Origin of the sequence: Streptomyces sp. NPDC003247 (assembly GCF_042888135.1) — a bacterium.
Taxonomy (GTDB): Bacteria; Actinomycetota; Actinomycetes; order Streptomycetales; family Streptomycetaceae; genus Streptomyces.
The window spans coordinates 94,241-114,248 of sequence record NZ_JBIAPF010000014.1 but is presented as its reverse complement, the minus strand read 5'-3'; the positions used below and the strand labels follow the sequence as shown (position 1 = coordinate 114,248).

The 20,008-nt window shown below is 73.7% G+C and carries 17 protein-coding genes and 1 pseudogene; 16 read left to right on the top strand and 2 right to left on the bottom strand.

The window, feature by feature from the left end:
• Nucleotides 1–3 precede the first annotated feature (3 nt).
• The 7 genes and pseudogenes from ACFYWQ_RS35960 (at nt 4) to ACFYWQ_RS35930 (ending at nt 5,978) form a co-directional block, all read left to right on the top strand.
• A complete protein-coding gene (locus tag ACFYWQ_RS35960) occupies nt 4–474 on the top strand; it encodes a RidA family protein (protein ID WP_389522566.1) in 471 nt (156 codons plus the stop codon).
• Nucleotides 471–1,136 carry a DUF1028 domain-containing protein gene (locus tag ACFYWQ_RS35955; protein ID WP_389522564.1) on the top strand — a complete coding sequence of 222 codons (666 nt, stop codon included), beginning with the start codon at nt 471–473 and terminating at the stop codon, nt 1,134–1,136. Before ACFYWQ_RS35960 ends, ACFYWQ_RS35955 begins: the two co-directional genes overlap by 4 nt.
• Nucleotides 1,133–2,281 (top strand): M20 family metallopeptidase, encoded by a 1,149-nt coding sequence (locus ACFYWQ_RS35950; protein WP_389522562.1) that lies wholly within the window; start codon nt 1,133–1,135, stop codon nt 2,279–2,281. Before ACFYWQ_RS35955 ends, ACFYWQ_RS35950 begins: the two co-directional genes overlap by 4 nt.
• Before the next feature lie 305 nt (nt 2,282–2,586).
• A pseudogene (locus ACFYWQ_RS35945) lies at nt 2,587–3,333 on the top strand (lyase family protein); the annotation flags it as partial.
• A 10-nt stretch (nt 3,334–3,343) separates the two neighbouring features.
• The gene (locus tag ACFYWQ_RS35940; protein ID WP_389522745.1) at nt 3,344–3,574 is read left to right on the top strand and encodes a hypothetical protein; all 231 of its coding nucleotides are present in this window, start codon (nt 3,344–3,346) and stop codon (nt 3,572–3,574) included.
• Nucleotides 3,575–3,639: 65 nt separating this feature from the next.
• Entirely contained in the window at nt 3,640–5,010 is a 1,371-nt protein-coding gene (locus ACFYWQ_RS35935) for an MFS transporter (protein WP_389522743.1), read from the top strand.
• Between the two features lie 41 nt (nt 5,011–5,051).
• Nucleotides 5,052–5,978 carry a LysR family transcriptional regulator gene (locus ACFYWQ_RS35930; protein WP_389522561.1) on the top strand — a complete coding sequence of 309 codons (927 nt, stop codon included), beginning with the start codon at nt 5,052–5,054 and terminating at the stop codon, nt 5,976–5,978.
• 48 nt (nt 5,979–6,026) lie between these two features.
• On the opposite strand, the gene ACFYWQ_RS35925 is transcribed toward ACFYWQ_RS35930, so the two are convergent.
• The gene (locus tag ACFYWQ_RS35925) at nt 6,027–6,644 is read right to left on the bottom strand and encodes a TetR/AcrR family transcriptional regulator (protein ID WP_389522559.1); all 618 of its coding nucleotides are present in this window, start codon (nt 6,642–6,644) and stop codon (nt 6,027–6,029) included.
• A 345-nt stretch (nt 6,645–6,989) separates the two neighbouring features.
• On the opposite strand from ACFYWQ_RS35925, the gene ACFYWQ_RS35920 reads away from it, so the two are divergent.
• The 8 genes from ACFYWQ_RS35920 (at nt 6,990) to ACFYWQ_RS35885 (ending at nt 17,058) form a co-directional block, all read left to right on the top strand.
• On the top strand, nt 6,990–8,462 hold the full coding sequence (locus ACFYWQ_RS35920; protein WP_389522557.1) for an aldehyde dehydrogenase: 1,473 nt from the start codon (nt 6,990–6,992) through the stop codon (nt 8,460–8,462).
• A gap of 94 nt (nt 8,463–8,556) precedes the next feature.
• Nucleotides 8,557–9,909 carry an aspartate aminotransferase family protein gene (locus tag ACFYWQ_RS35915; protein WP_389522555.1) on the top strand — a complete coding sequence of 451 codons (1,353 nt, stop codon included), beginning with the start codon at nt 8,557–8,559 and terminating at the stop codon, nt 9,907–9,909.
• A 121-nt stretch (nt 9,910–10,030) separates the two neighbouring features.
• On the top strand, nt 10,031–11,548 hold the full coding sequence (locus tag ACFYWQ_RS35910) for an APC family permease (protein ID WP_389522554.1): 1,518 nt from the start codon (nt 10,031–10,033) through the stop codon (nt 11,546–11,548).
• Nucleotides 11,545–12,990 carry a purine-cytosine permease family protein gene (locus tag ACFYWQ_RS35905; protein ID WP_389522552.1) on the top strand — a complete coding sequence of 482 codons (1,446 nt, stop codon included), beginning with the start codon at nt 11,545–11,547 and terminating at the stop codon, nt 12,988–12,990. The genes ACFYWQ_RS35910 and ACFYWQ_RS35905 overlap by 4 nt, the downstream gene beginning before the upstream one ends.
• A 25-nt stretch (nt 12,991–13,015) precedes the next feature.
• On the top strand, nt 13,016–14,671 hold the full coding sequence (locus ACFYWQ_RS35900) for an amidohydrolase (RefSeq protein ID WP_389522550.1): 1,656 nt from the start codon (nt 13,016–13,018) through the stop codon (nt 14,669–14,671).
• 92 nt (nt 14,672–14,763) lie between these two features.
• On the top strand, nt 14,764–14,946 hold the full coding sequence (locus ACFYWQ_RS35895) for a hypothetical protein (protein WP_389522548.1): 183 nt from the start codon (nt 14,764–14,766) through the stop codon (nt 14,944–14,946).
• Between the two features lie 50 nt (nt 14,947–14,996).
• The gene (locus ACFYWQ_RS35890; RefSeq protein WP_389522547.1) at nt 14,997–15,401 is read left to right on the top strand and encodes a hypothetical protein; all 405 of its coding nucleotides are present in this window, start codon (nt 14,997–14,999) and stop codon (nt 15,399–15,401) included.
• 397 nt (nt 15,402–15,798) lie between these two features.
• Nucleotides 15,799–17,058: a sulfite oxidase gene (locus tag ACFYWQ_RS35885; protein WP_389522545.1), complete on the top strand. Its 1,260-nt coding sequence runs from the start codon at nt 15,799–15,801 to the stop codon at nt 17,056–17,058.
• 231 nt (nt 17,059–17,289) lie between these two features.
• Here the strand turns inward: ACFYWQ_RS35885 and ACFYWQ_RS35880 are convergent, their stop codons facing one another.
• On the bottom strand, nt 17,290–18,213 hold the full coding sequence (locus ACFYWQ_RS35880; protein WP_389522544.1) for a ketopantoate reductase family protein: 924 nt from the start codon (nt 18,211–18,213) through the stop codon (nt 17,290–17,292).
• Between the two features lie 492 nt (nt 18,214–18,705).
• Between ACFYWQ_RS35880 and ACFYWQ_RS35875 the strand changes: the two genes are divergently transcribed.
• Complete coding sequence (locus ACFYWQ_RS35875) at nt 18,706–19,992, top strand: hypothetical protein (protein WP_389522542.1); 1,287 nt, start codon at nt 18,706–18,708, stop codon at nt 19,990–19,992.
• The last annotated feature ends 16 nt before the right edge of the window (nt 19,993–20,008 follow it).

Sequence of the window (20,008 nt, the reverse complement as noted above, 5' to 3'; positions counted from 1 at the left end):
ACGATGACCTCCACGCACCAGGGCCCTCGGGCGAAGGCCCCGATCACCGCCGGCGGCCACACCCGGATCCGTCCGTTCAACACGCGCGACACCTATCCCGAGCAGAACCTCGACAACGACCTCTGCCAGGCCGTCGTCGCCGGGAACACCGTCTACGTCCGGGGCCAGATCGGCCAGGACCTCGACACCAGCGAGTCCGTCGGCATCGGTGACGCCGAGGCGCAGGCCGAGCGGGCCATGGCCAACATCAAGATGCTGCTCGAAGAGGCGGGCAGCCGGATGGAGCACCTGGTCAAGCTGACGATCTATCTGGTCGACCCGCGCTACCGCGAGGCGGTGTACCGCACCGTGGGCCGCTGGACCAAGGGCGTCCACCCCATCTCCACCGGCCTGGTGGTGTCGGCCCTGGCCCGCCCGGAATGGCTCTGCGAGATCGACGCCGTCGCCGTGATCCCCGGGGAGGAGCGGGCATGACGTTCTCCCTCGTGGCCCGCGACGGCGACCGGTTCGGCATCGTCGCCAGTTCCTCCAGCCCCGCGGTCTTCGCCCGCGTCGCCCACCTGCGGCCCGGCGTCGGCGCGGCCGCCTCGCAGAACATCACCGACCCCACCCTCGGCACCCGCCTGCTGGAGCGGCTCGCCGAACACGGCGACCCCGAGCGCGCGCTGACGGAGGTCACCGGAGCGTCCCAGCAGATCGACTACCGGCAGCTGACCGTGCTGGGCCGCTCCGGCCCCGGGTTTGCCTTCAGCGGGCCGCGCACCCTCGGCAAGCACGCGGCGGCTGCGCGGGACGGTGCGGTGGCGGCCGGGAACATGCTCTGCGGCGAGCACATTCCCGGTGTCATGCTCGACGCGTACGCCGCCGCCACGGGCCAGCTGGAGGAGCGGCTGCTCACCGCGCTCAGGGCCGCCGTCGACGCCGGCGGGGAGGAGGGGCCGGTGTACTCCGCGGGCCTGGCGGTCGTCGCGGACGTGGGCTGGCGGGTCACCGACCTGCGGGTGGACTGGGCGGAGGACCCCGTCGACCGGCTCGGCGACCTCCTCGACGTCTGGCTGCCGCAGCGGGACGACTACGTGCGGCGCGGGCTCGACCCCGCCGGCTCACCGTCGTACGGCGTCCCGGGCGACCTGTGACGGGCACCCTGAAAGAGGCGGCCCGGCGGGCGGTCGACCGTCACGCCGAGGAACTGATCGCCCTGTCCGAGCGGCTGCACGCCGACCCGGAGACCGCCTGGGAGGAACACCGGGCCGCCGCCGCCGTACCGGAACTGCTGGACCGCGCCGGATTCGCCGTCACCTCGTCCTACCTGGGCCTGGACACCGCCTTCCACGCCCGGTTCGGCAGCGGGCCGGTCCGGATCGCGGTGTGCGCCGAGTACGACGCGCTGCCCGGCCTCGGTCACGCGTGCGGGCACAACCTCATCGCGGCGAGCTCGGTCGGTGCCGCGCTCGGCCTGGCCGCCGTCGCCGACGACGCCGGCCTCACCGTCGAGGTCTACGGCACCCCGGCCGAGGAGGGCGGCGGCGGCAAGATCGAGATGCTCGACCGCGGAGCCTTCGCCGGCGTCGACCTCGCGATGATGGCGCATCCGGCGCCGGTCGACGTCGCCGAGGCCCGCCCGTTCGCGGTCAGCCACTCCAAAATCTCGTACACCGGGAAGTCCGCGCACGCGGCCGCCTATCCGGAGGCCGGCGTCAACGCGGCCGACGCCTTCACCGTGGCCCAGGTGGCCATCGGGCTGCTGCGCCAGCACCTGCCGGCCTCGGCGCGGGTGCACGGGGTGGTGACACATGCCGGGGACGCGCCGAACGCCGTCCCGGAGCGGTCGTCCGGACGCTGGTACGTCCGGGCCGAGACCCTCGCCGAACTCGCCGGGCTGGAACCGCGCGTGATGCGGGCCTTCGAGGCGGGCGCCCTCGCCACCGGCTGCGACCTGGAGATCGAGCCGGAGAGCAAGCCGTACGCGGAGTTCCGCACGGACGAGGCCGCCCTCGGGCACTACCGCGCCAACGCCCTCGCGCTGGGGCGGGAGTTCGCGCCGCCCGGCCAGGCCGCCCGGATGAACCGCGCCTCCACCGACATGGGCAACGTCTCGCAGGTGGTGCCGGCCATCCACCCCTACATCGGCATCGGCTCGCTGCCCGCCACCAACCACCAGCACGAGTTCGCCGCGTACTGCGTGGGCGGGAACGCGCAGCGGGCCCTGCTCGACGCGGCGGTCGCGCTGGCCTGGACCGGCGTCGACCGGAGCGTGCCGGCCGGGGGAGCGGCGGCGTGACGGGGGCGGGCGGGGGCGCCCCGGACGCCGGCTCCGCGCGGCCCCGGCCCGGCCGCCACGCGGTGACGGCCGGCGCACCCGACCGGGCGCGGCCGGACGTCCGCCGGACGGGCACGGCGTCCGGGGCGCCCCCCCCCGCCGTTCCCGCCGCCGGACCCCGTCCCGGCGCGCGGCCCACCCGGCCCCCTCGACCCCCTACGACCCGGAGGACACCGATGCCCCCGACCCCAGGCCCCCGGCACACCGCCCCGGCGGACAGTCGGCACACCGCCCCGGCGGACAGCGGGTACCGGACGGAGCACGACATGCTCGGCGACGTCGACGTGCCCGCGGACGCCTACTACGGGGCGCACACCGTCCGGGCGGTGGCCAACTTCTCCCTCACCGGGGAGACCCTCGCCGCCCGGCCGCACCTGATCGGCGCCCTGGCGGCGGTGAAGGACGCCGCCGCCCGCGCCAACGCCGAGGTCGGCGCCCTGGACGGCACCCTCGCCTCGGCGATCGCGGACGCCTGCGCGGAGATCCGTGACGGCGCGCTGCGGGACCAGTTCGTGGTCGACCTCATCCAGGGCGGCGCCGGCACCTCGACCCACATGAACGCCAACGAGGTGATCGCCAACCGCGCCCTGGAACTGCTCGGACGCCCCCGCGGGGAGTACGCCGTCCTGCACCCCCTCGACCACGTCAACCTCGGCCAGAGCACCAACGACGTCTACCCGACCGCGGTGAAGCTGGCGCTCGACGCGCACATCGCCGGACTGCTCGCCGCCCTGGCCGGGCTCCGCGAGGCCTTCGAGGCCAAGGCCGCCGAGTTCGCCGACGTGCTGAAGATCGGCCGTACCCAGTTGCAGGACGCGGTACCCATGACGCTGGGCCAGGAGTTCGGGGCGTTCGCCGCCACCCTCGCCGAGGACGAGCAGCGGCTCGCCGAGGCCAGGCTGCTGCTGCACGAACTCAACCTCGGCGGCACCGCGATCGGCACCGGCCTCAACGCCCGCCCGGGCTACCGCGAGCGCGCGCTGGAGCACCTGCGCCGCCTGACGGGCGTCCCGACGCTCCGCCATCACCGCCGACCGTCGCCGGCTCGCCCGGACCGTCGCCGCCTCCACCGGACTGGTCACCGCGCTCGGCCCCGCACTCGGCTACGAGACCGCCTGCGCCGTCGCGCTGGAGGCCCACCACACCGGCAGGCCCGCGCTCGACCTGATCCGCGAGCGCGGGCTGCTGACCGAGGCGCAGCTCCGCGACCTCACCAGCCCCGCCTCCCTGACCGGCCGACCCGCAGCGATCTGAGGGCACGGCGCCGGCGGCACCCGCACAGCTCCGGCTTCTCCATCCATCCCCACAAGGAGGCGCGTATGCCCACCTGTAAGAGCGGCGCCCCGACGACCACCGGGGCCGAGCCGGCCACCGACGTGGTCGCCCTGCGCAGGAGCGTCGCCGCGGGAGCCGTCGGCGTGTTCGTGCACTGGTTCGACTGGGCCGCCTACGCCTATCTCGCCGGTACCGTCGCGACCGTGTTCTTCCCGGCCGAGGACGCCACGACCGGACTGCTCGCCGTGTTCGGCGTGTTCGCCGTCTCGTTCGGCATCCGGCCGGTCGGCGCCCTGGTGTTCGGACCGCTCGGCGACCGGATCGGCCGCAAGCGCACCCTGTCCCTGGTCATCTTCATGATGTCCGGCGCGACCCTGACGATCGGTCTGCTCCCCGGCTACGCGTCGATCGGGATCGCCGCCCCGGTGCTCCTGGTGGTCCTGCGCCTGATCCAGGGCTTCGCCGCGGGCGGCGAGTTCGGCAGCGCGGCCAGCTTCCTCGCCGAGACGGCGCCGCGCCGCCGTCGCGGCTTCGGCGTGAGCTGGCTGGAGGTCGGCTCCCTGCTCGGCTTCCTCGCCGGCTCGTTCGTCTTCCTGCTGCTGTCCACCGGGCTCGACGAGCACCAGCTCACCTCCTGGGGCTGGCGCATCCCCTTCCTCGTCTCCGCGCCGCTCGGCGTCATCGGTTTCATCATCCGCAACAAGATCGAGGACACCCCGGAGTACCGGGCGCTCGAAGCCGACGGCGCCGTTCCGAGCAGCCCCGCCCGGGAACTGCTCCGCTCCCACAAGCGGCAACTGCTCCAGGCGGCGGGCCTGATGGCGGCCATGCACGTCCCCTTCTACGCGGTCCTGACCTACCTCGTCACCTACGAGACCGACCACCTGGGCCACTCGGCCGACAGCGCGGCCCTGCTGTCCACCGTCATCTCGCTGCTGGGGCTGGTGCTCGTGCCGCTGTTCGGCATGCTGTCCGACCGGGTGGGACGCAAGCCGGTGTTCGTCGGGGCGACGGCGGCCCTGCTGGTCGTCTCCACCCCGGCCTTCCTCCTGATGCGGACCGGACTCGCCGGAACCTGGATCGCCGCTCTGCTGCTCGGCGTGATCCTGGCGGCGATCCTCGGCACCTACGCGGTGTGGTCGGCGGAGATCTTCCCCACCCGCACGCGGCAGAGCGGCCTGTCCGTCGCCTACAACATCACCGCGGCGCTGTTCGCCGGCACCGTGCCCTACCTGATGACGGTGCTCATCTCCGCGACGGGAAGCACCCTGGTGCCCGGCCCGTACCTGATGGTGTTCGCCGTGGGCGGCCTGGTCGCCGCCCTGTCCCTGAAGGAGACCGCCGGTTCGGCGCTGCTGCGCCCCGAGGACGTCGCCGGCACACCCTCCGAGCGGGTCGCGGGCACCGCCGCATAGGGTCGGGCACGGACACGGTTCACCGGGCACAAGGGTCTCGCATGACGTCACCGCTGGGATTCACCCTCGTTCAGCTCCGCTACTTCCTGGTCGCCGCCGAGCGCGGATCCATGACGGAGGCGTCGGCGGAGCTGCACATCGCCCAGTCCGCCGTGTCCGCGGCCGTCTACCACCTGGAGCGGGACCTCCAGGTGCAGCTCTTCATCCGCAGGCGGGGCCGGGGGCTGACCCTCACCCCCGCCGGGGAGCGGCTCCAGCAGCAGGCGCGGGACCTGCTGGCCCGCGCCCGCGAGGTCGAACGGGAGGCCCGGGGGGACGGTGAGGCCCTCTCCGGGCCGGTGGCCGTCGGCTGCTTCGTGACCCTGGCCCCCTACTATCTCCCGCCCCTGTTCAGCGAGTGCACCCGACGCCATCCGGGCATCGAGATCGACGTGGTGGAGGCGGAGACGGACCAGCTCCTGCACGCCCTGGCGGCCGGACGCATCGACTTCGCCCTCACCTACGGCCTCGGTCTGTCGGCCGAGCCGGAACTGCGCAGCGAGACGATCGCCCGCGCCCCGGCCTACGTCATCGTCTCGGCCGATCACCCGCTGGCCGGCCGGGGCAGTGCGGAGCTGACCGAACTGTCCGCGGAACCGCTCGTCCTGCTGGACCTTCCCCACAGCCGCGACTACTTCCACTCGCTGGTGGCCGCCACCGGCACCGCGCCCGACGTCCGCTACCGGACGCAGAGCTACGAGACCGTACGCTCCCTGGTGGCCCGCGGACTCGGCTACTCCGTGCTCAACCAGCGGCCGGCGACCAGCCAGACCTACGGTGGCGGCGAGGTCGCCGAACTCCGGCTGCTGGACGGCGGCCCGCCGCTCGAGGTCAAGCTCGCCTCCGTGGGGGGCATGACCCAGACCGCCCGCGCGCGAGCGGTGATGGACCTGCTGCGGGAGATCGCCGCGGAGTCCGCCGAGGCCTGAGCCCGCGGCCGCCCGCCGGGGAGGGGCCCGAGCGGTGACCGCCGGGCCTCACAGACCCGCGCAGCCCGTCACCGCCCGCGCATGGGCCAGGATCAGGTCACGGGCCCTGCCGGGGCGCAGAGCCGCGTTGTGGCTGACGATGTGCAGGCCGTAGCCGTCCTCCAAGGCCACCAGTCCGTGCGCCAGATCGTGCGCGGACGCGGCGAGGGAGAACACCCCGGTCGCGGCGCCGACCTCGAGGGCGGTCGTGTAGAGCGCCACCTCCCGGGCGAAGAGGGAGGTCATCAGCTCGGCATGGCCGGGACTGCGGCCGGCGCGCCGGTGCAGCTCGTAGAGCAGCCCGTGCACGGGGTCCTCCGTGGTGTCGGGCAGGCCGCTGTCGAGGAGCGCGCGCAGCCGCGCCGCGGGATCCCCCGCGGCCGCCGTGTCGTACGCCTGCTGCCGGGAGGCCAGGAAACCCTCCACCGCTCCGCGGTGCACCTCCAGCACGAGGTCGTCGAGCTCCGGGTAGTAGTACAGCACCGAGCCCTGGGAGACGCCCGCCGCGTCCGCGATGTCCTTGATGCGCAGGCCCTCGAGTCCGCGCTGCGCGATGGCCCGCCCCGCGGCGGAGACGAGGGCTTCTCTGCGCGCCGTCTGGTTGCGTGGTCTGCCGACTTTGCCCATGGCGGTTAATTCTCTGTTACTCGGACCATCTTCCGCAAGAAGTTCGTGTCCAGAGCATTGACGACCGGTTCACCGATTGTTTGAATCTCGACTCAAAGAACTGGTGCGGACCTCCCCGCGGAACCCCCTCGGCGGGATCTCCCCCGTGGAACCTCCCCCGTGGGATCTCCCCCGTGGGATCTCCCCGTGGGATCCCCCCGTGGGATCCCCCCTCGTGGAGCCGTCCCGCCCCCGTCCTGCCCTGCCCCGCCTCCGCGGGCAGTACCTCCCACCTGGCCCCGGCCACACGAGACCCGGACGGGCGTCGGTCCGCCCGGGTCCCACAACGCAATCGAAGGCCACAGCATGACGACGTACTCGCACTGGCGGCAGCGTGCCGCCGAGCTCGCGCCCCGCACGCGCCTGTTCATCGACGGAGCGTGGACCGACCCGACCGGCGACCGGTGGCTCCCCACCGTGAACCCCGCCACCGGCAGGACCACCGCCGAGGTGGCGGCAGGCTCGCCCGCCGACGTGGACCGGGCCGTGTCCGCGGCCCGCACCTCCTTCGAGGACGGCCGCTGGTCGCGCACCGCCCCCGCCGAGCGCAAGCGGGTCCTGCTGGAGCTGGCCCGTCTCATCGAGGCGCACGGCGAGGAGCTCGCCCTCTGTGACACCCTCGACATGGGCAAGCCCGTCGCGGAGTCGTACGGCACCGACGTGCCCGGCGCGGCCGGTGTCTTCGCCTGGTACGCCGAGGCGGTCGACAAGCTCTACGACGAGGTCGCCCCGGCCCCGCCCGGCAACCTCGCCCTGGTGCGCCGCGCCCCGCTGGGTGTCGTCGGCGCGGTGGTGCCCTGGAACTTCCCGCTCGACCTCGCGAGCTGGAAACTGGCCCCCGCCCTGGCGGCCGGCAACAGCGTCGTGCTCAAGCCCGCCGAACAGTCACCGCTGTCGGCGCTGCTCCTCGCCGAACTCGCGGCGGAGGCGGGACTTCCCGACGGCGTGCTGAACGTCGTCCCCGGCCCCGGCGAGGTGACCGGCCGCGCCCTCGGACTCCACCCGGACGTCGACACCCTGGTGTTCACCGGCTCCACCGCCGTGGCCCGGCGGTTCCTCGCCTACTCGGCCGAGTCGAACATGAAGCAGGTGTGGCCCGAGGCCGGCGGCAAGAGCCCGAACCTGGTCTTCGCCGACGCCGACCTGGAAGCCGCGGCCGAGCGAGCCGCCTGGGGCTTCGCCTACAACGCCGGGCAGGTGTGCTCCGCCAACACCCGCCTGCTGGTCGAGGCGTCCGTCGCGGAGGAGTTCACCGCCCGGGTCGCCGAACACGCCCGCACCTGGCTGCCGGGCGACCCGCTCGACCCCGCCACCCGGCTCGGCCCGCTGGTCGACGAGGCCCAGGCCGAACGCGTCCTGGACGCGGTGCGCACCTCGGGCGGCACGCTCGTGTGCGGCGGCACCCGCCCCGACAGGGAAGGCGCGTACGTCGACCCGACCGTCGTCACCGGCCTGGCCCCGGACGCCCCGCTCGTGCGCGACGAACTGTTCGGTCCCGTCCTGGCGGTGCTGCCCTTCCGCGACGAGGCGGAGGCGGTCCGCCTGGCCGACGACTCCGCCTACGGCCTGGCCGCGTCCGTGTGGACGCGGGACCTCGGCCGCGCCCACCGCGTCGCCGACGCCCTGCGGGCGGGCACCGTCTCCGTCAACACCGTCGACGCGCTCAGCCCGTCCACCCCCTTCGGCGGCTTCAAGCAGTCCGGCCACGGCCGTGACCTCTCCCTGCACTCCTTCGACAAGTACACCGGCCTGAAGACCACCTGGATCGCCTACGGCTGACCGGGCCGACGCACCGGCCCCCGCGACCCGCCGGTCACCCGGCCGGCACCGCACCCGCCACCGCACCCGCCACCGAGCAAAGGACGCACCCCCCATGACCCTCGACACCGCCGACCTCACCCGCCTGGACCGGGCGCACATCATCCACCCCTACCTGCCGGGCAGCGCCACCGAGCGCGTCGTGATGACCGGCGGATCGGGCTGTCGCCTGACCGATTCCGAGGGCCGGAGCTACCTCGACGCCACCGGCGGTCTGTGGCTCGCCCAGGTCGGCCACGGCCGCACGGACCTGGCCGACGTCGCCCACGACCAGATGACGAAGCTGGAGTACTTCACCAGCTTCTGGGAGTTCTCCAACGACCGCGCGATCGCGCTGGCCGCCAAGCTGGCCTCCATCGCCCCCGACCCGCTGAACCACGTCTACTTCACCTCCGGCGGCTCCGAGGGCAACGAGGCCGCGATCAAGATGGCCCGCTACTACCACCACCGCCGCGGCGAGAGCGGCCGGACCTGGATCCTGGCGCGCAGCAAGGCCTACCACGGCATCGGCTACGGCGGCGGCTCGGCCACCGGCTTCCCCCTCTACCACGAGGGCTTCGCCCCGATGATGCCGCACGTCTCCCACCTCACCCCGCCGTGGCCGTACCGCACCGAGCTCTACGACGGCCAGGACCCCACCGACTTCCTCATCGCCGAGCTGGAGGAGCGCATCGCGGAGATCGGCCCGCGGAACATCGCCGCGATGATCGGCGAGCCCATCATGGGCGTCGGCGGGATGCTCGTGCCGCCCGCCGACTACTGGCCCCGGGTGCGCGAGGTCCTCGACCGGCACGGCATCCTGCTGATCCTCGACGAGGTCGTCACCGCGTACGGACGCGTGGGGGAGTGGTTCGCCGCCCAGTACTTCGGCGTCACCCCCGACATCATCGTCACCGCCAAGGGCATCACCTCCGGCTACGTCCCGCTCGGCGCCCTCCTGGTCGGCGACCACGTCGCCGAGGTCCTGCTGCGCGACCACGGCTTCCCGATGGGCTACACCTACAACGGCCACCCCGTCGCCACCGCCGTCGCCCTCGCCAACCTCGACATCATCGAGAAGGAGGGCCTGCTCGCCCGCGCCACCGGCCTCGGCGCCTTCCTCCACGCCGAACTCGAGACCCAGCTGGGCGACCTGCCGATCGTCGGCGAGATCCGCTCCGTCGGCATGATGCTCGCCGTCGAACTCGTCGCCGACCGCACCACCCGCACCCCCCTGCCCCTGAACCCCGACCGGATGCCGCACGACGTCATCCGCCGCGAGACCGGCGTCATCGTCCGCGACTCCGCGCACAGCCTGGTGCTCTCCCCGCCGCTGATCATGACCGAGGCCGAGGCGAAGGAAGCGGCCTCCGCCCTGCGCGGCGTCCTGGAACGCACCGGCCCCACCGGCGAGATCCGCCCCGCCTGACCCCCCGGGAGGCCCGGCGCACCACCGGGCCTCCCCGCACCACCCGACACGGAACCCCACGCCGTCGCCGCGCCCGCACGCGCCCCCTCGCAGTCCCCTCTTCCCGTCCTAGGAACTGCCCGTGTCCTCGCACCTCACCTCCTCGGACCCGCGCACGCCGGACACAGCCACCGGCCTGCCGCGCAGTCTGAAGCGTTTCGACATCACCGCCATGGCCGTCGCCGCGGTGATCTCCTTCGACACCGTCGGACAGATCGCCACCGGCGGCGGCGAGGCCGCCACCTGGACAGCGGTCATCGCCCTGTTCTTCCTCGTCCCCTACGCCCTGCTGTTCGCCGAGACCGGCGCCGCGTTCCCCCAGGAGGGCGGCCCGTACGTATGGGTCAAGCTCGCCCTCGGCCGGCCCGCGGCGGCGCTCACGACGCTGTTCTACTGGGTCACCAACCCCATCTGGCTCGGTGGCTCCCTGGTCTTCCTCGCCGCCGAGACCTGGGACGGATTCGTCTTCCCCCTGGGCTCGGGCACCGTCGCCGACTACGCGTTCAAGCTGCTCTTCGTATGGGCCGCCATCCTCACCGCCGTCGTCTCCCTGCGCCGAGGCAAGTGGATCACCACGGCCGGCGCGCTGGTGAAGGTCCTCGCCCTCGGGCTGTTCACCCTCACCGCCGTCCTCTACGGAATCGAGCACGGATTCCACGGACTCACCGACACCCGGTTCACCCCGACCACGGCCGGCTTCCTCGCCCTCGTCCCGATCCTGCTGTTCGCCTACGTCGGCTTCGAGGCCCCCAACGCCGCCGGAGAGGAGATGCACGACCCGCAGCGCGACCTACCCGCCGCCCTCGGCCGCTCCGCGGCCATCGCCGCCTGCTGCTACCTGCTGCCGGTCCTCGCGCTCCTGGCCGTGGTACCCGCGCGGAAGGTCACCGGCATCGGAGGCTTCATGGAGGGCGCCCGCCTCGTCTTCGGCGTCTACGGCGGCGCGTCCGGCCCCCTGCTGACCCTCACCGCCGTCATGTTCGTCTTCGCCCTCCTCACCCAGGGCAGCGCCTGGATGATCGTCAGCGACCGCATGCAGGCCATGGCCGCCGCCGACGGCGCCTTCTTCACCCGCTCCCTCGGCGCCTTCCACCCCGGCCTCGGCACGCCCGTGCGGACCAACCTGCTCTCCGGGGCGGTGGCCACCGTGTTCATGCTGACCGCCATGCAACTCGCCGACGGCGACGCGGGTGCCGTCTTCGCGGTCGTGCTCACCGTGGCGGTCACCACCCTGCTGCTGTCCTACCTGGTGGTCGTCCCCGCGCTGGTCGTGCTCCGGCTGCGCCGCCCCGACACCCCCCGGCCCTACCGCGTCCCCTTCGGCGACCCGGGGTTCCTGACCTGCGCGGCGCTGGTCTACGCCTGGATCCTGGCCGGCTCCTGGTCGGCGCTCTTCCCCGGCGTCCTCGAAGGACTCTTCGGCATCGACTACGTCTTCCAGGACGTCTGGGGAGTCTCCCGCCTCTCGTTCGAGGCGTTCACCCTCGGCACCGTCGCCGTGCTGCTGCTCGTCGGGACCGTCGGCCTGACCGTCGCCCGCCGCGAGGCCGCCGCACCGCCCGTCGCGCAGGCCGGACCGCACCGAAAGGCACGTTCATGACGACCGCGAAGACCCCGGCGACCGCCCCCGAGCAGCCGAGACCCTCCGAGGTTCCCGAGACCACCGCCCTGCTGGAACAGCACACCATCGGCCCGATCCCCGCCTCCGAACGCACCGGGACCGCCCGCGGCGTCTTCGGCATCTGGCTCGGCATCAACATGCTGCCCCTCACCGTCATCACCGGCGCCCTCGCCACCACGGCCTTCGCACTGCCCTTCGTCTGGGCCGTGCTCGCCGTCGTGATCGGCAACCTGGCCGGCGGCGTCTTCATGGCCCTGCACGCCTCCCAGGGGCCGCGGCTGGGCGTACCGCAGATGATCCAGGCCCGAGGCCAGTTCGGGACGAAGGGCGCGGCCCTCGTCGTCCTGGTCGCGACGGTGATGTTCCTGGGGTTCTACATCTCCAACCTCGTGGTCGGGGCGCAGTCCCTGCAAGGCGTCCTCCCCTCGGTCGACCCCACCGCCGCCGTCATCGGAGCGGCCGTGCTCAGCATGGCCATCACCGTCATCGGTCTGCGGCTGATCAAGCTGATCATCATGGTCAGCGCCGTCGCCATCGGACTGCTCGTCGTGGCCTCGTTCGTCTGGATCCTCGTCTCCGGCGTGCCCGACGGCGCGCTCGGCGCGGGCGCCTTCACGACCACCGGCTTCGTCTCCATGGTCGCGGTGGGCGCCGTGTGGCAGATCGCCTACGCCCCCTACGTGTCCGACTACTCCCGCTACCTGCCGGCCGACTCCGGCGCGCGCGGCGCGTTCTGGGCCACGTACGGCGGCAGCGTGATCAGTTCCGTGCTCGTCATGGCCCTGGGGTGTCTCGTCGGCGCCGTCACCGAGGGCGACGACGTGGTCGGCGGTCTGGCCGCCCTGACCGGCGGACTGTCCACCACGGTCCTGCTGGCCTTCGCGGGGGCGTCGGCCCTCGGCAACGCCGGCAACGTCTACTGCGCCACGCTCAACGCCCTGACCCTCGCCGAGACCTTCCGGCCCGGCTGGCTGCCCGGCCTGAGAGCGCGCCTGGTGACCTCCGGCATCCTGCACGTCGTCGGAGCGGCCGTCGCCCTCGCCGCCTCCGGCGGGTTCATCACCTCCTTCACCAACTTCATCACCGTGCTCCTCTACGTCCTGGTGCCGTGGTCGGCCGTCAACCTCGTCGACTACTTCCTGATCCGCGACGGGCACTACGACGTCGACGCCTTCTTCGCCCCCGACGGCGGCCCCTACGGCTCCTGGAACATCCCCGCCCTGGGCGTCTACCTGATCGGGCTGCTGGTGCAGATCCCGTTCGTCGTCCTGCCGATGTACGTCGGTCCCGTCGCCACCGCGATCGGCGGGATCGACCTCGCCTGGCTCGTCGGGCTCGCCGTCAGCGGATGCCTCTACCGGCTCGTCGCCGGCCGCGCCCGGCCGACGGAGCCCGACGTCCGCGTCGCAGCCGCACCGTAGAACCCAGCACGGAGAGAGGACCACCGTGAACACCACCCACCCCGACCTCGTCGTCGTCGACGCCGACGTGCGCACCCCCCGGCCGGGCATGACGTCCCTGGCCGTCACCCGGGGACGGATCACCGCCCTGGACCGGGACTCCCTGGCCGGGCTGGCCGGTCCGGGCACCCGGATCGTCGACGCGGGCGGCGCCGCGGTGCTGCCCGGCTTCACCGACGCCCACGTCCACCCGATGGCCGCCGGCGTGCAGCTGCTGACCTGCGACCTGTCCCGTCTGCCCCATGACCTGGACCGCTACCGTGCCACCATCCGGGCCTACGCCGACGACCATCCCGAACTGGAGTGGATCAGCGGCAACGGGTGGTACGGCGACACCTTCCCGGGCGGGCTGCCCTCCAGGACGATCCTGGACGAACTGGTCCCGGACCGGCCCGCGGTGTTCGTCAGCCACGACTGCCACGGCGTCTGGGCCAACAGCCGGGCCCTGGAACTGGCCAAGATCGACGACCACACCCCGGACCCCGTCAACGGCCGCATCAACCGCGATGCCGACGGCGTGGCCACGGGCGTACTGGTGGAACGGGCCGGTGATCTCATCACCGACCTGCTGCCCCCGATCAGCGACGAGTTCGCCGAGCGGGCACTCCTGGCGGCCCAGGACCACCTGCACGCGATGGGCGTCACCGGATGGCAGGACGCCTGCGTCGGCAGCCTGTGGGGCATGCCCGACCCCCTGCCCGTCTACCGGCGGCTCGCCGCCGACGGCCGGCTCACCGCGCGGGTGGTCGGCGCGCTGTGGTGGTCCGCCGAGAAGGGCCTCGGCCAGCTGGACTCCCTGGAGGAACGCCGCGCCACCGGCACCGCCGGCCGCTTCCGGCCCGTCTCCGTGAAGGTCATGCAGGACGGAGTGTGCGAGAACTGTACGGGCGCCATGCTCCAGCCCTACTACGGGGACGTCCACCACGGCGCCGGCACCGGCGCGTCCTTCATCGACCCCGGGGAACTGCGGGAGATCTGCCGCGAGCTGGACAGCCGCAGCTTCCAGATCCACATGCACGCCGTCGGCGACCGCGCCGTACGCGAGTGCCTCGACGCGCTGGAGGCGGCCCGGCGGGCCAACCCCGGACACGACAACCGGCACCAGATCGCCCACCTGGACGTGGTCCACCCCGACGACGTCCCGCGCTTCGCCGAACTCGGCGTGATCGCCAACATCCAGGCACTGTGGGCTCGCCGTGACAAGGAGATCGTGGAGCGCAAGCTGCCGCTCCTCGGGCCCGAACGGGAGGCCCGGCACTTTCCGTTCCAGGAGCTGAAGGCGGCCGGTGCCCGGCTGGCCATGGGCAGCGACTGGCCCGTGACCGACCCCAACCCCTTCTGGGCGATCTACACGGCCGCCACCCGCCTCGGCCCGCGCCAGGACCCGCACGCGGTCGGCGACACCGTGTTCACCGACCCCCTGGAGGCCCGGCACGCCCTCGACCTGGACGTCGCGCTGGACGCCTACACGGCGGGTTCCGCCTACGCCAACCACGCCGAGGACGAGGTCGGCACGATCACCGTCGGCCGCCGTGCCGACCTGGTCGTCCTCGACCGCCCGCTGACCGACCTGGAAGCGGTCAGCTCGGCCCGGCCCGTCCTGACGCTCGTGGACGGCCGGACGGTGCACGGCGACCTGTGAGGGCGTCGCGGCTGCTGCGCGGGGCACCCCGTCGACGGGGTCGGTTCCCCACCTGAGACGATCGGCATCACGTAGTTCGAGGGGTGGGGAACATGGCTGTCGTGCTGTCGCTCGGCGTCCTGGCGCTCGTCGTCGGCGGGTGCGCGTGTGTGGTGTGGGCGGCGCGGGGCGGGCCCCGCTGGGCCCGCGCCGTGGCGACCGCGACGCTCGCCGCGGGGGAACTGCTGCGCGCCTCCGGGAGGAACCGGACCAGCGGCGGCGACGACGATGACTGAGGTATGTGGCGTGAGGCCGTGAGCGGGGTGTCTCCCCGGTGTACGGCTCGGTGAGCGGGCCGCGGGCGGCCCTGGCCGAGGCCGCGTCCCCCTCGTGGTCGCGGCGTGCGCGTGCCGGGCGCGACCTCGCCGCCTCCGCCGATGTTCCCGAGGCGGCCGAAGCGCTGGCGAGGCTGCTGCTGGACGCCGAGGACACGGCGGTGACCCGGCACACGGCACGGGCCCTGGCCCGGGTGGGGACGGCGCCCGCCCTGAGGATCGTCGCCCTCGCGGTCGCCGCGGCTGACGACAACCAGGCCGACTGGATGCGGACCGGCGTGCAGGACGCGCTCGCGGGACCGGACGGCGTGCCGGGCCTCGCCACGGTCTGCGCGCGGCTCGCCGGGGAGCCGGAAGAAGCCGTCCGCCGGGGTGCCGCGGAGATCCTGGCGTGGACGGACGACGCCGGACCGTGACGTGAGCACAACCCGCCGCGGACCGCTCCACGGCAGCCGCCGCACCCACGAGGAGGGCGCGGCCGTGCGGGCGGCCGCCCCTTCCCGCCGGCGTACGGCTGCCACCCTCGCCGTGCCTCCGTCCGGGGGCCAAGTAGCGCGAACACCTGCCGAGACGGCCCCGCCCCTCCTACGATGGCCCGATGATCCCCAGCCGACGCCGCCCCACCCCGTCGCGGTACCGCGTGCCCGCGTCGCGCTGTTGTTGATCCTCCGCATCCTCCTCCGCCTGCCCGACCCCGGACACGGCTCCGTCTCCTGACGCCGTGAGGCCCTGACGCCCTCGACGCCCTGACGCGGTGGCCCGGTCCGGCGCAGGCGTACCCCGGCCACTCCGCGCCTCCCGAAAGGCAGACCCATGCCCGCGTCCGTCTCCGAATCCGCCTACGACCGCCGCAGACTCCGCCAGTGGCTGGCCGGCGAGGCCCGCGCCGACGGCGTCTCCCGTCGCGACATGCTCCGGCTCCTCGCCGCCGCCGGACTCGCCACCGCCGCCGCCCCCGCGCTCGCCGCCCCCGCGACGGCGGCCACGGCGCCCGGCATCGTCAAAGCCCTCCCGGACGACCGGTTCACCGTCCGCGGCACCAACGCCGAGACGAAGTTCGCCTCCCTCGCCGACACCGGCTACCACACCCCCAACGACCGCTTCTTCGTCCGCAACCACACCTCCACCCCGGTCCTCGACGCCGCCGCATGGACCCTCACCGTCCACGGCGACGGCCTCACCGGCACCACCCCCGCCGTGTTCTCCCTCGACGACCTGAAGAGCCTGCCCGCCGTCACCCGCAGCGCGTTCGTGGAGTGCGCGGGCAACGGCCGCAGCTTCTTCACCAGCCAGCAGGGCCAGACCGTCAGCGGCACCGCCTGGACGCTGGGCGCGATCGGCACGGCCCGGTGGCGCGGCGTACGCCTGGCCGACGTCCTGCGGCACGCGGGCCTGGGCCACCACGCCGTCGACGTCCTCCCCCGCGGCCTCGACGCCGACTACGTCACCGCCGACGGCACCAACCTGGGCCGGGTCCGGCGCCCGCTGCCGCTGTCCAAGGCCCTCGACGACGTCCTCCTCGCCTACGAGATGAACGGCGAGCCGCTGCCGTACGACCACGGACACCCCGTCCGCGTCCTCGTGCCGAACTGGATCGGCATCGCGTCGATCAAGTGGGTCGGGGACATCGAGGTGGCGGCCCAGCCGCTCTACTCGCCCTGGAACACCGACTTCTACCGCCTGTTCGGCACCTCCTACCCCGAGGACGGCAGCGCCCCGCTGACCCGGCAGACCCTCAAGAGCGCCTGGGAGCTGGCCTGGAACGCGCCCCTGGACGCCGCCGCCGAACACCGGCTGACCGGTCGCTCCTGGTCCGGCGCGGGCGGTGTCGTCCGCGTCGACGTCAGCACCGACGGCGGCACCACCTGGAGCCGGGCCCGTCTCCACGACGCCCCGCGCCGGGCGGGCTGGGTCCGCTGGTCCACCGACTGGACTCCGCCGACGCCCGGGGCGTACACCCTGCTGGCGCGGGCGACCGACAGCACGGGCCGCACCCAGCCCGACACCACCGTCCACAACACCCAGGGATACCTGTTCGACGCCGTCGTGCGGCATCCGGTGGAGGCGGTGTGAGGGCTCGCCGCCCCTGTCGGAGCGCCGGCCGGGCGGCCCCGGGGCACGTGACCGGGGCGTGAGCAAGGCGCCGGTCCGGGTGGCCCGCCCCGGTGGCCGGGCCGCCGGGGCGGACCACCGCGACGGCCGCGCGTGCCGTTGCGGGCCCGGCGGTCTTCCCGCCGGGCCCGGGGCGCGTGCCGGGAGCGGGGGCGCGGCCGGCGGAGCCGCATCCGGCGGGCGGAGCCCCCTCTAATGGCCGGCGGCGCGTATCTCCCTCACCAGGCGGGCGGTCACCGGCACCGGCACACCGTGACGGTCGGCGGCGCGCAGCAACGCCCCGCCGAGGGCGTCGAGTTCCAGTGGCCGGCCCGCCTCCGCGTCGCGCTGCATGGAGGACTTCGCTTCGGGCGGGAAGGCGTCGTACCGCGCCAGGGCCTGGGCGGGGTCGGAGGGGGCACCGCAGGCGCGGCTCACCGCGACCGTCTCGGCGACCAGGCGTTCCAGCTCCTCGCGGTGGCGGGTACGGGCCTCGCCGAGCGGGAGCCCGTACCGGGTGGTGAGCAGGGCGAACGGGGCGAGGAAGGCCATCTTCGCCCACAGGGCCCCGGTCTCGTCCTCCACCACCCGTGCGGTCACCCCCGCGTCGGACAGGACGGCGGCGAGGGCTTCGAGGCGAGGGCGCGGGGCCGGGCCGGCGGCCAGGTCGACCTCGACGAACGGGCTGCCGTGCTCGATCACGACGGGGCCCGTTCCGGCGGTGCCGGTACGGGCGGACTCCACACGGATCACTCCGGGGGCCACACGGTCGGGCCGGTAGCGGGCGCGCAGGGTCGCGGGGTGTTCGACGCCGTTCAGGAGCGGTACCACGAGGCCGTCGCCGAGGATCGCGGGCGGGACGCGGGTGAGCGCGGCGTCCAGAGTGGTGTGCTTGACGGCGATCAGGCAGGCGCCGACCGGCTCGCGCAGTGCGGTGTCCGCCTCCACGACGGCCGTGAAGTCGCCGAACCGGCGGCTGCGGACCTCGACCCCACCGCTGCGCAGGGTGCGTGCCGTGGTGTCGCGGGCCAGGCAGACGACACGGTGGCCGGATCGGGCCAGCAGGGCGGCCAGCAGACCTCCGATGCCGCCGGCGCCCAGGATGGCCACGGTGGGCTTGCTCGTCGTGTGCGTCATGAGGTGTCCTCTCGTCGGTCGGCCCCGTGCGATCGGTGGCCGCCTCGGGATGATCGTCGCAGAGTCGCGCGCCGCATGTGCGGCCGGGGAGACCACCGGAGGATGAGGACGCCGTGCCCGTGCCTCCGCGTCCCCTCGGCACCGGAACCGGCGGCAGCGTACGGCGGGCACCGGCCGCCCGCTGAGCGGGCCGGTTCCGCCTGGCTGCGTGTCAGCCGTCCGAGCACGCCCTGCGCGCCCCGCCGGATGCGTCGGTGCGCCCCGCCTCCGTCGGAGTGCCCGGCGGATGCGGGGGGACGACTCAGGGGGTGTACGGCACACGGCCTGGGGAGAGGCCGGGTGCCACTCCGCGAGCGGGGCGACCGGTGAGCACCACGAGTGTTCCGGCCACCGAGCGTGCAGAGCGGAGATTCGTCAGCCGTAGGGGGGCTACGAGGGCGCGCGCCCTCCGCCTTCCGGATGTGCGTGGGGAGACAGTTCAAGGGGGCAGTCATGGAGCGGAGAACCGACCACACCACCCGCCGTGCCCGGACCGGCTCGACCGCTTCCGGCGAGGAGGCCGAGAAAGACCGCGTCCGTACCGGCGAGCGGATGCACCGCTCCGTGCCCGACGGGATCTGGGCGCTCCGTAAGACCCCTGTCTCCCCGGCCGCCGAGAAGGCGAACGAGCACGTCGTGGCATGGGCCCGCAGCCACGGGCTGGTGCGGTCCGAAGCCGCCGAACGCCGGCTCGCGTCGATGCGCACAGGGGAGTTCGCGGCGCGCGTCTACCCGACCGCGGGGGTCGAGGACCTGCTGCTCACCACGGACTGGATCGCCTGGCTGGACTTCCTCGACGACCAGAACGACGACCGCCGGACCGCTCTGGATCCGGAAGGGTTCGAGGGTTTCCTGGCGCGTGTCGCCGACGTGGCGTCCAACGGTGTCTGCGAGGGGGGCGCCGAACCGATCGGCGAGGCGGGCACCGGGCCGATCGGCGAGGCGCTGACCGATCTGTGGACCCGTACCCGGGCCCGGGCCGGCAGCAGACTGAGCCGCCGCCTCCACCGGCACCTGATGGAATACCTCGCCGGCAACCTCCAGCAGGCGGCCTACCGAAGGCTCGGTCACGTCTGCGACCTCACCGAGTACGGGGCACTGCGCCGTGCGGCGGGCGGGATCCTCCTGACCTTCGACCTCATCGAGATCGCAGGCGGGGCCGAACTGCCGCCCTCGGTGTACTACAGCCGGACCTACCAGCGCCTGCTGACGGCCTCGGGCGACGTCGTGTGCTGGACGAACGACCTCCTCACCGTCGAGAAGGAGACCGCCGCGGGAGACCTGCTCAACCTGGTCACCGTGCTCCGGTCGGCGCACCGCTCCACCCGGAGCGAAGCCCTCGCACGGGCCCGGGCCCTCGTCGACGGCCGGCTCGACGACTTCCACCGGGCCGAACGGGACCTGCCCGGCCTGTGCGCGGCGCTGGAGTCGGACCGTACGCGGCGGCGGGCGTTGACCGCGTGCGCCGACCTGCTGCGGGCCTGGATGCGCGGCCATGCCGAATGGGGCGTCTCGACCGGCCGTTACTCCTGCCCGCCCGCCGGTCCCGGGTACCTGGAGGAGCTCATACCCGACTCCGCGGACGCCTGGCGTACGGGGGATGCCCGGCGTGCGGAGGATGCCCGGTGTCCGGAGGATGCCCGGCGGACGACGGAGGATGCCCGGCGTACGGAGGATGCCCGGCGGACGACGGAGGAGGCCCGGCGTACGGAGGATGCCCGGCGCGGGCCGGACACATGACCTCCCGGCGGCCCGG

Bases quoted from the DNA above. Each gene is read 5' to 3' on its own strand.
- ACFYWQ_RS35960 (WP_389522566.1), top strand. From the start codon at position 4: ATGACCTCCACGCACCAGGGCCCTCGGGCGAAGGCCCCGATCACCGCC.
- ACFYWQ_RS35955 (WP_389522564.1), top strand. From the start codon at position 471: ATGACGTTCTCCCTCGTGGCCCGCGACGGCGACCGGTTCGGCATCGTC.
- ACFYWQ_RS35935 (WP_389522743.1), top strand. From the start codon at position 3,640: ATGCCCACCTGTAAGAGCGGCGCCCCGACGACCACCGGGGCCGAGCCG.
- ACFYWQ_RS35930 (WP_389522561.1), top strand. From the start codon at position 5,052: ATGACGTCACCGCTGGGATTCACCCTCGTTCAGCTCCGCTACTTCCTG.
- ACFYWQ_RS35925 (WP_389522559.1), bottom strand. From the start codon at position 6,644: ATGGGCAAAGTCGGCAGACCACGCAACCAGACGGCGCGCAGAGAAGCC.
- ACFYWQ_RS35920 (WP_389522557.1), top strand. From the start codon at position 6,990: ATGACGACGTACTCGCACTGGCGGCAGCGTGCCGCCGAGCTCGCGCCC.
- ACFYWQ_RS35915 (WP_389522555.1), top strand. From the start codon at position 8,557: ATGACCCTCGACACCGCCGACCTCACCCGCCTGGACCGGGCGCACATC.
- ACFYWQ_RS35905 (WP_389522552.1), top strand. From the start codon at position 11,545: ATGACGACCGCGAAGACCCCGGCGACCGCCCCCGAGCAGCCGAGACCC.
- ACFYWQ_RS35895 (WP_389522548.1), top strand. From the start codon at position 14,764: ATGGCTGTCGTGCTGTCGCTCGGCGTCCTGGCGCTCGTCGTCGGCGGG.
- ACFYWQ_RS35885 (WP_389522545.1), top strand. From the start codon at position 15,799: ATGCCCGCGTCCGTCTCCGAATCCGCCTACGACCGCCGCAGACTCCGC.
- ACFYWQ_RS35880 (WP_389522544.1), bottom strand. From the start codon at position 18,213: ATGACGCACACGACGAGCAAGCCCACCGTGGCCATCCTGGGCGCCGGC.
- ACFYWQ_RS35875 (WP_389522542.1), top strand. From the start codon at position 18,706: ATGGAGCGGAGAACCGACCACACCACCCGCCGTGCCCGGACCGGCTCG.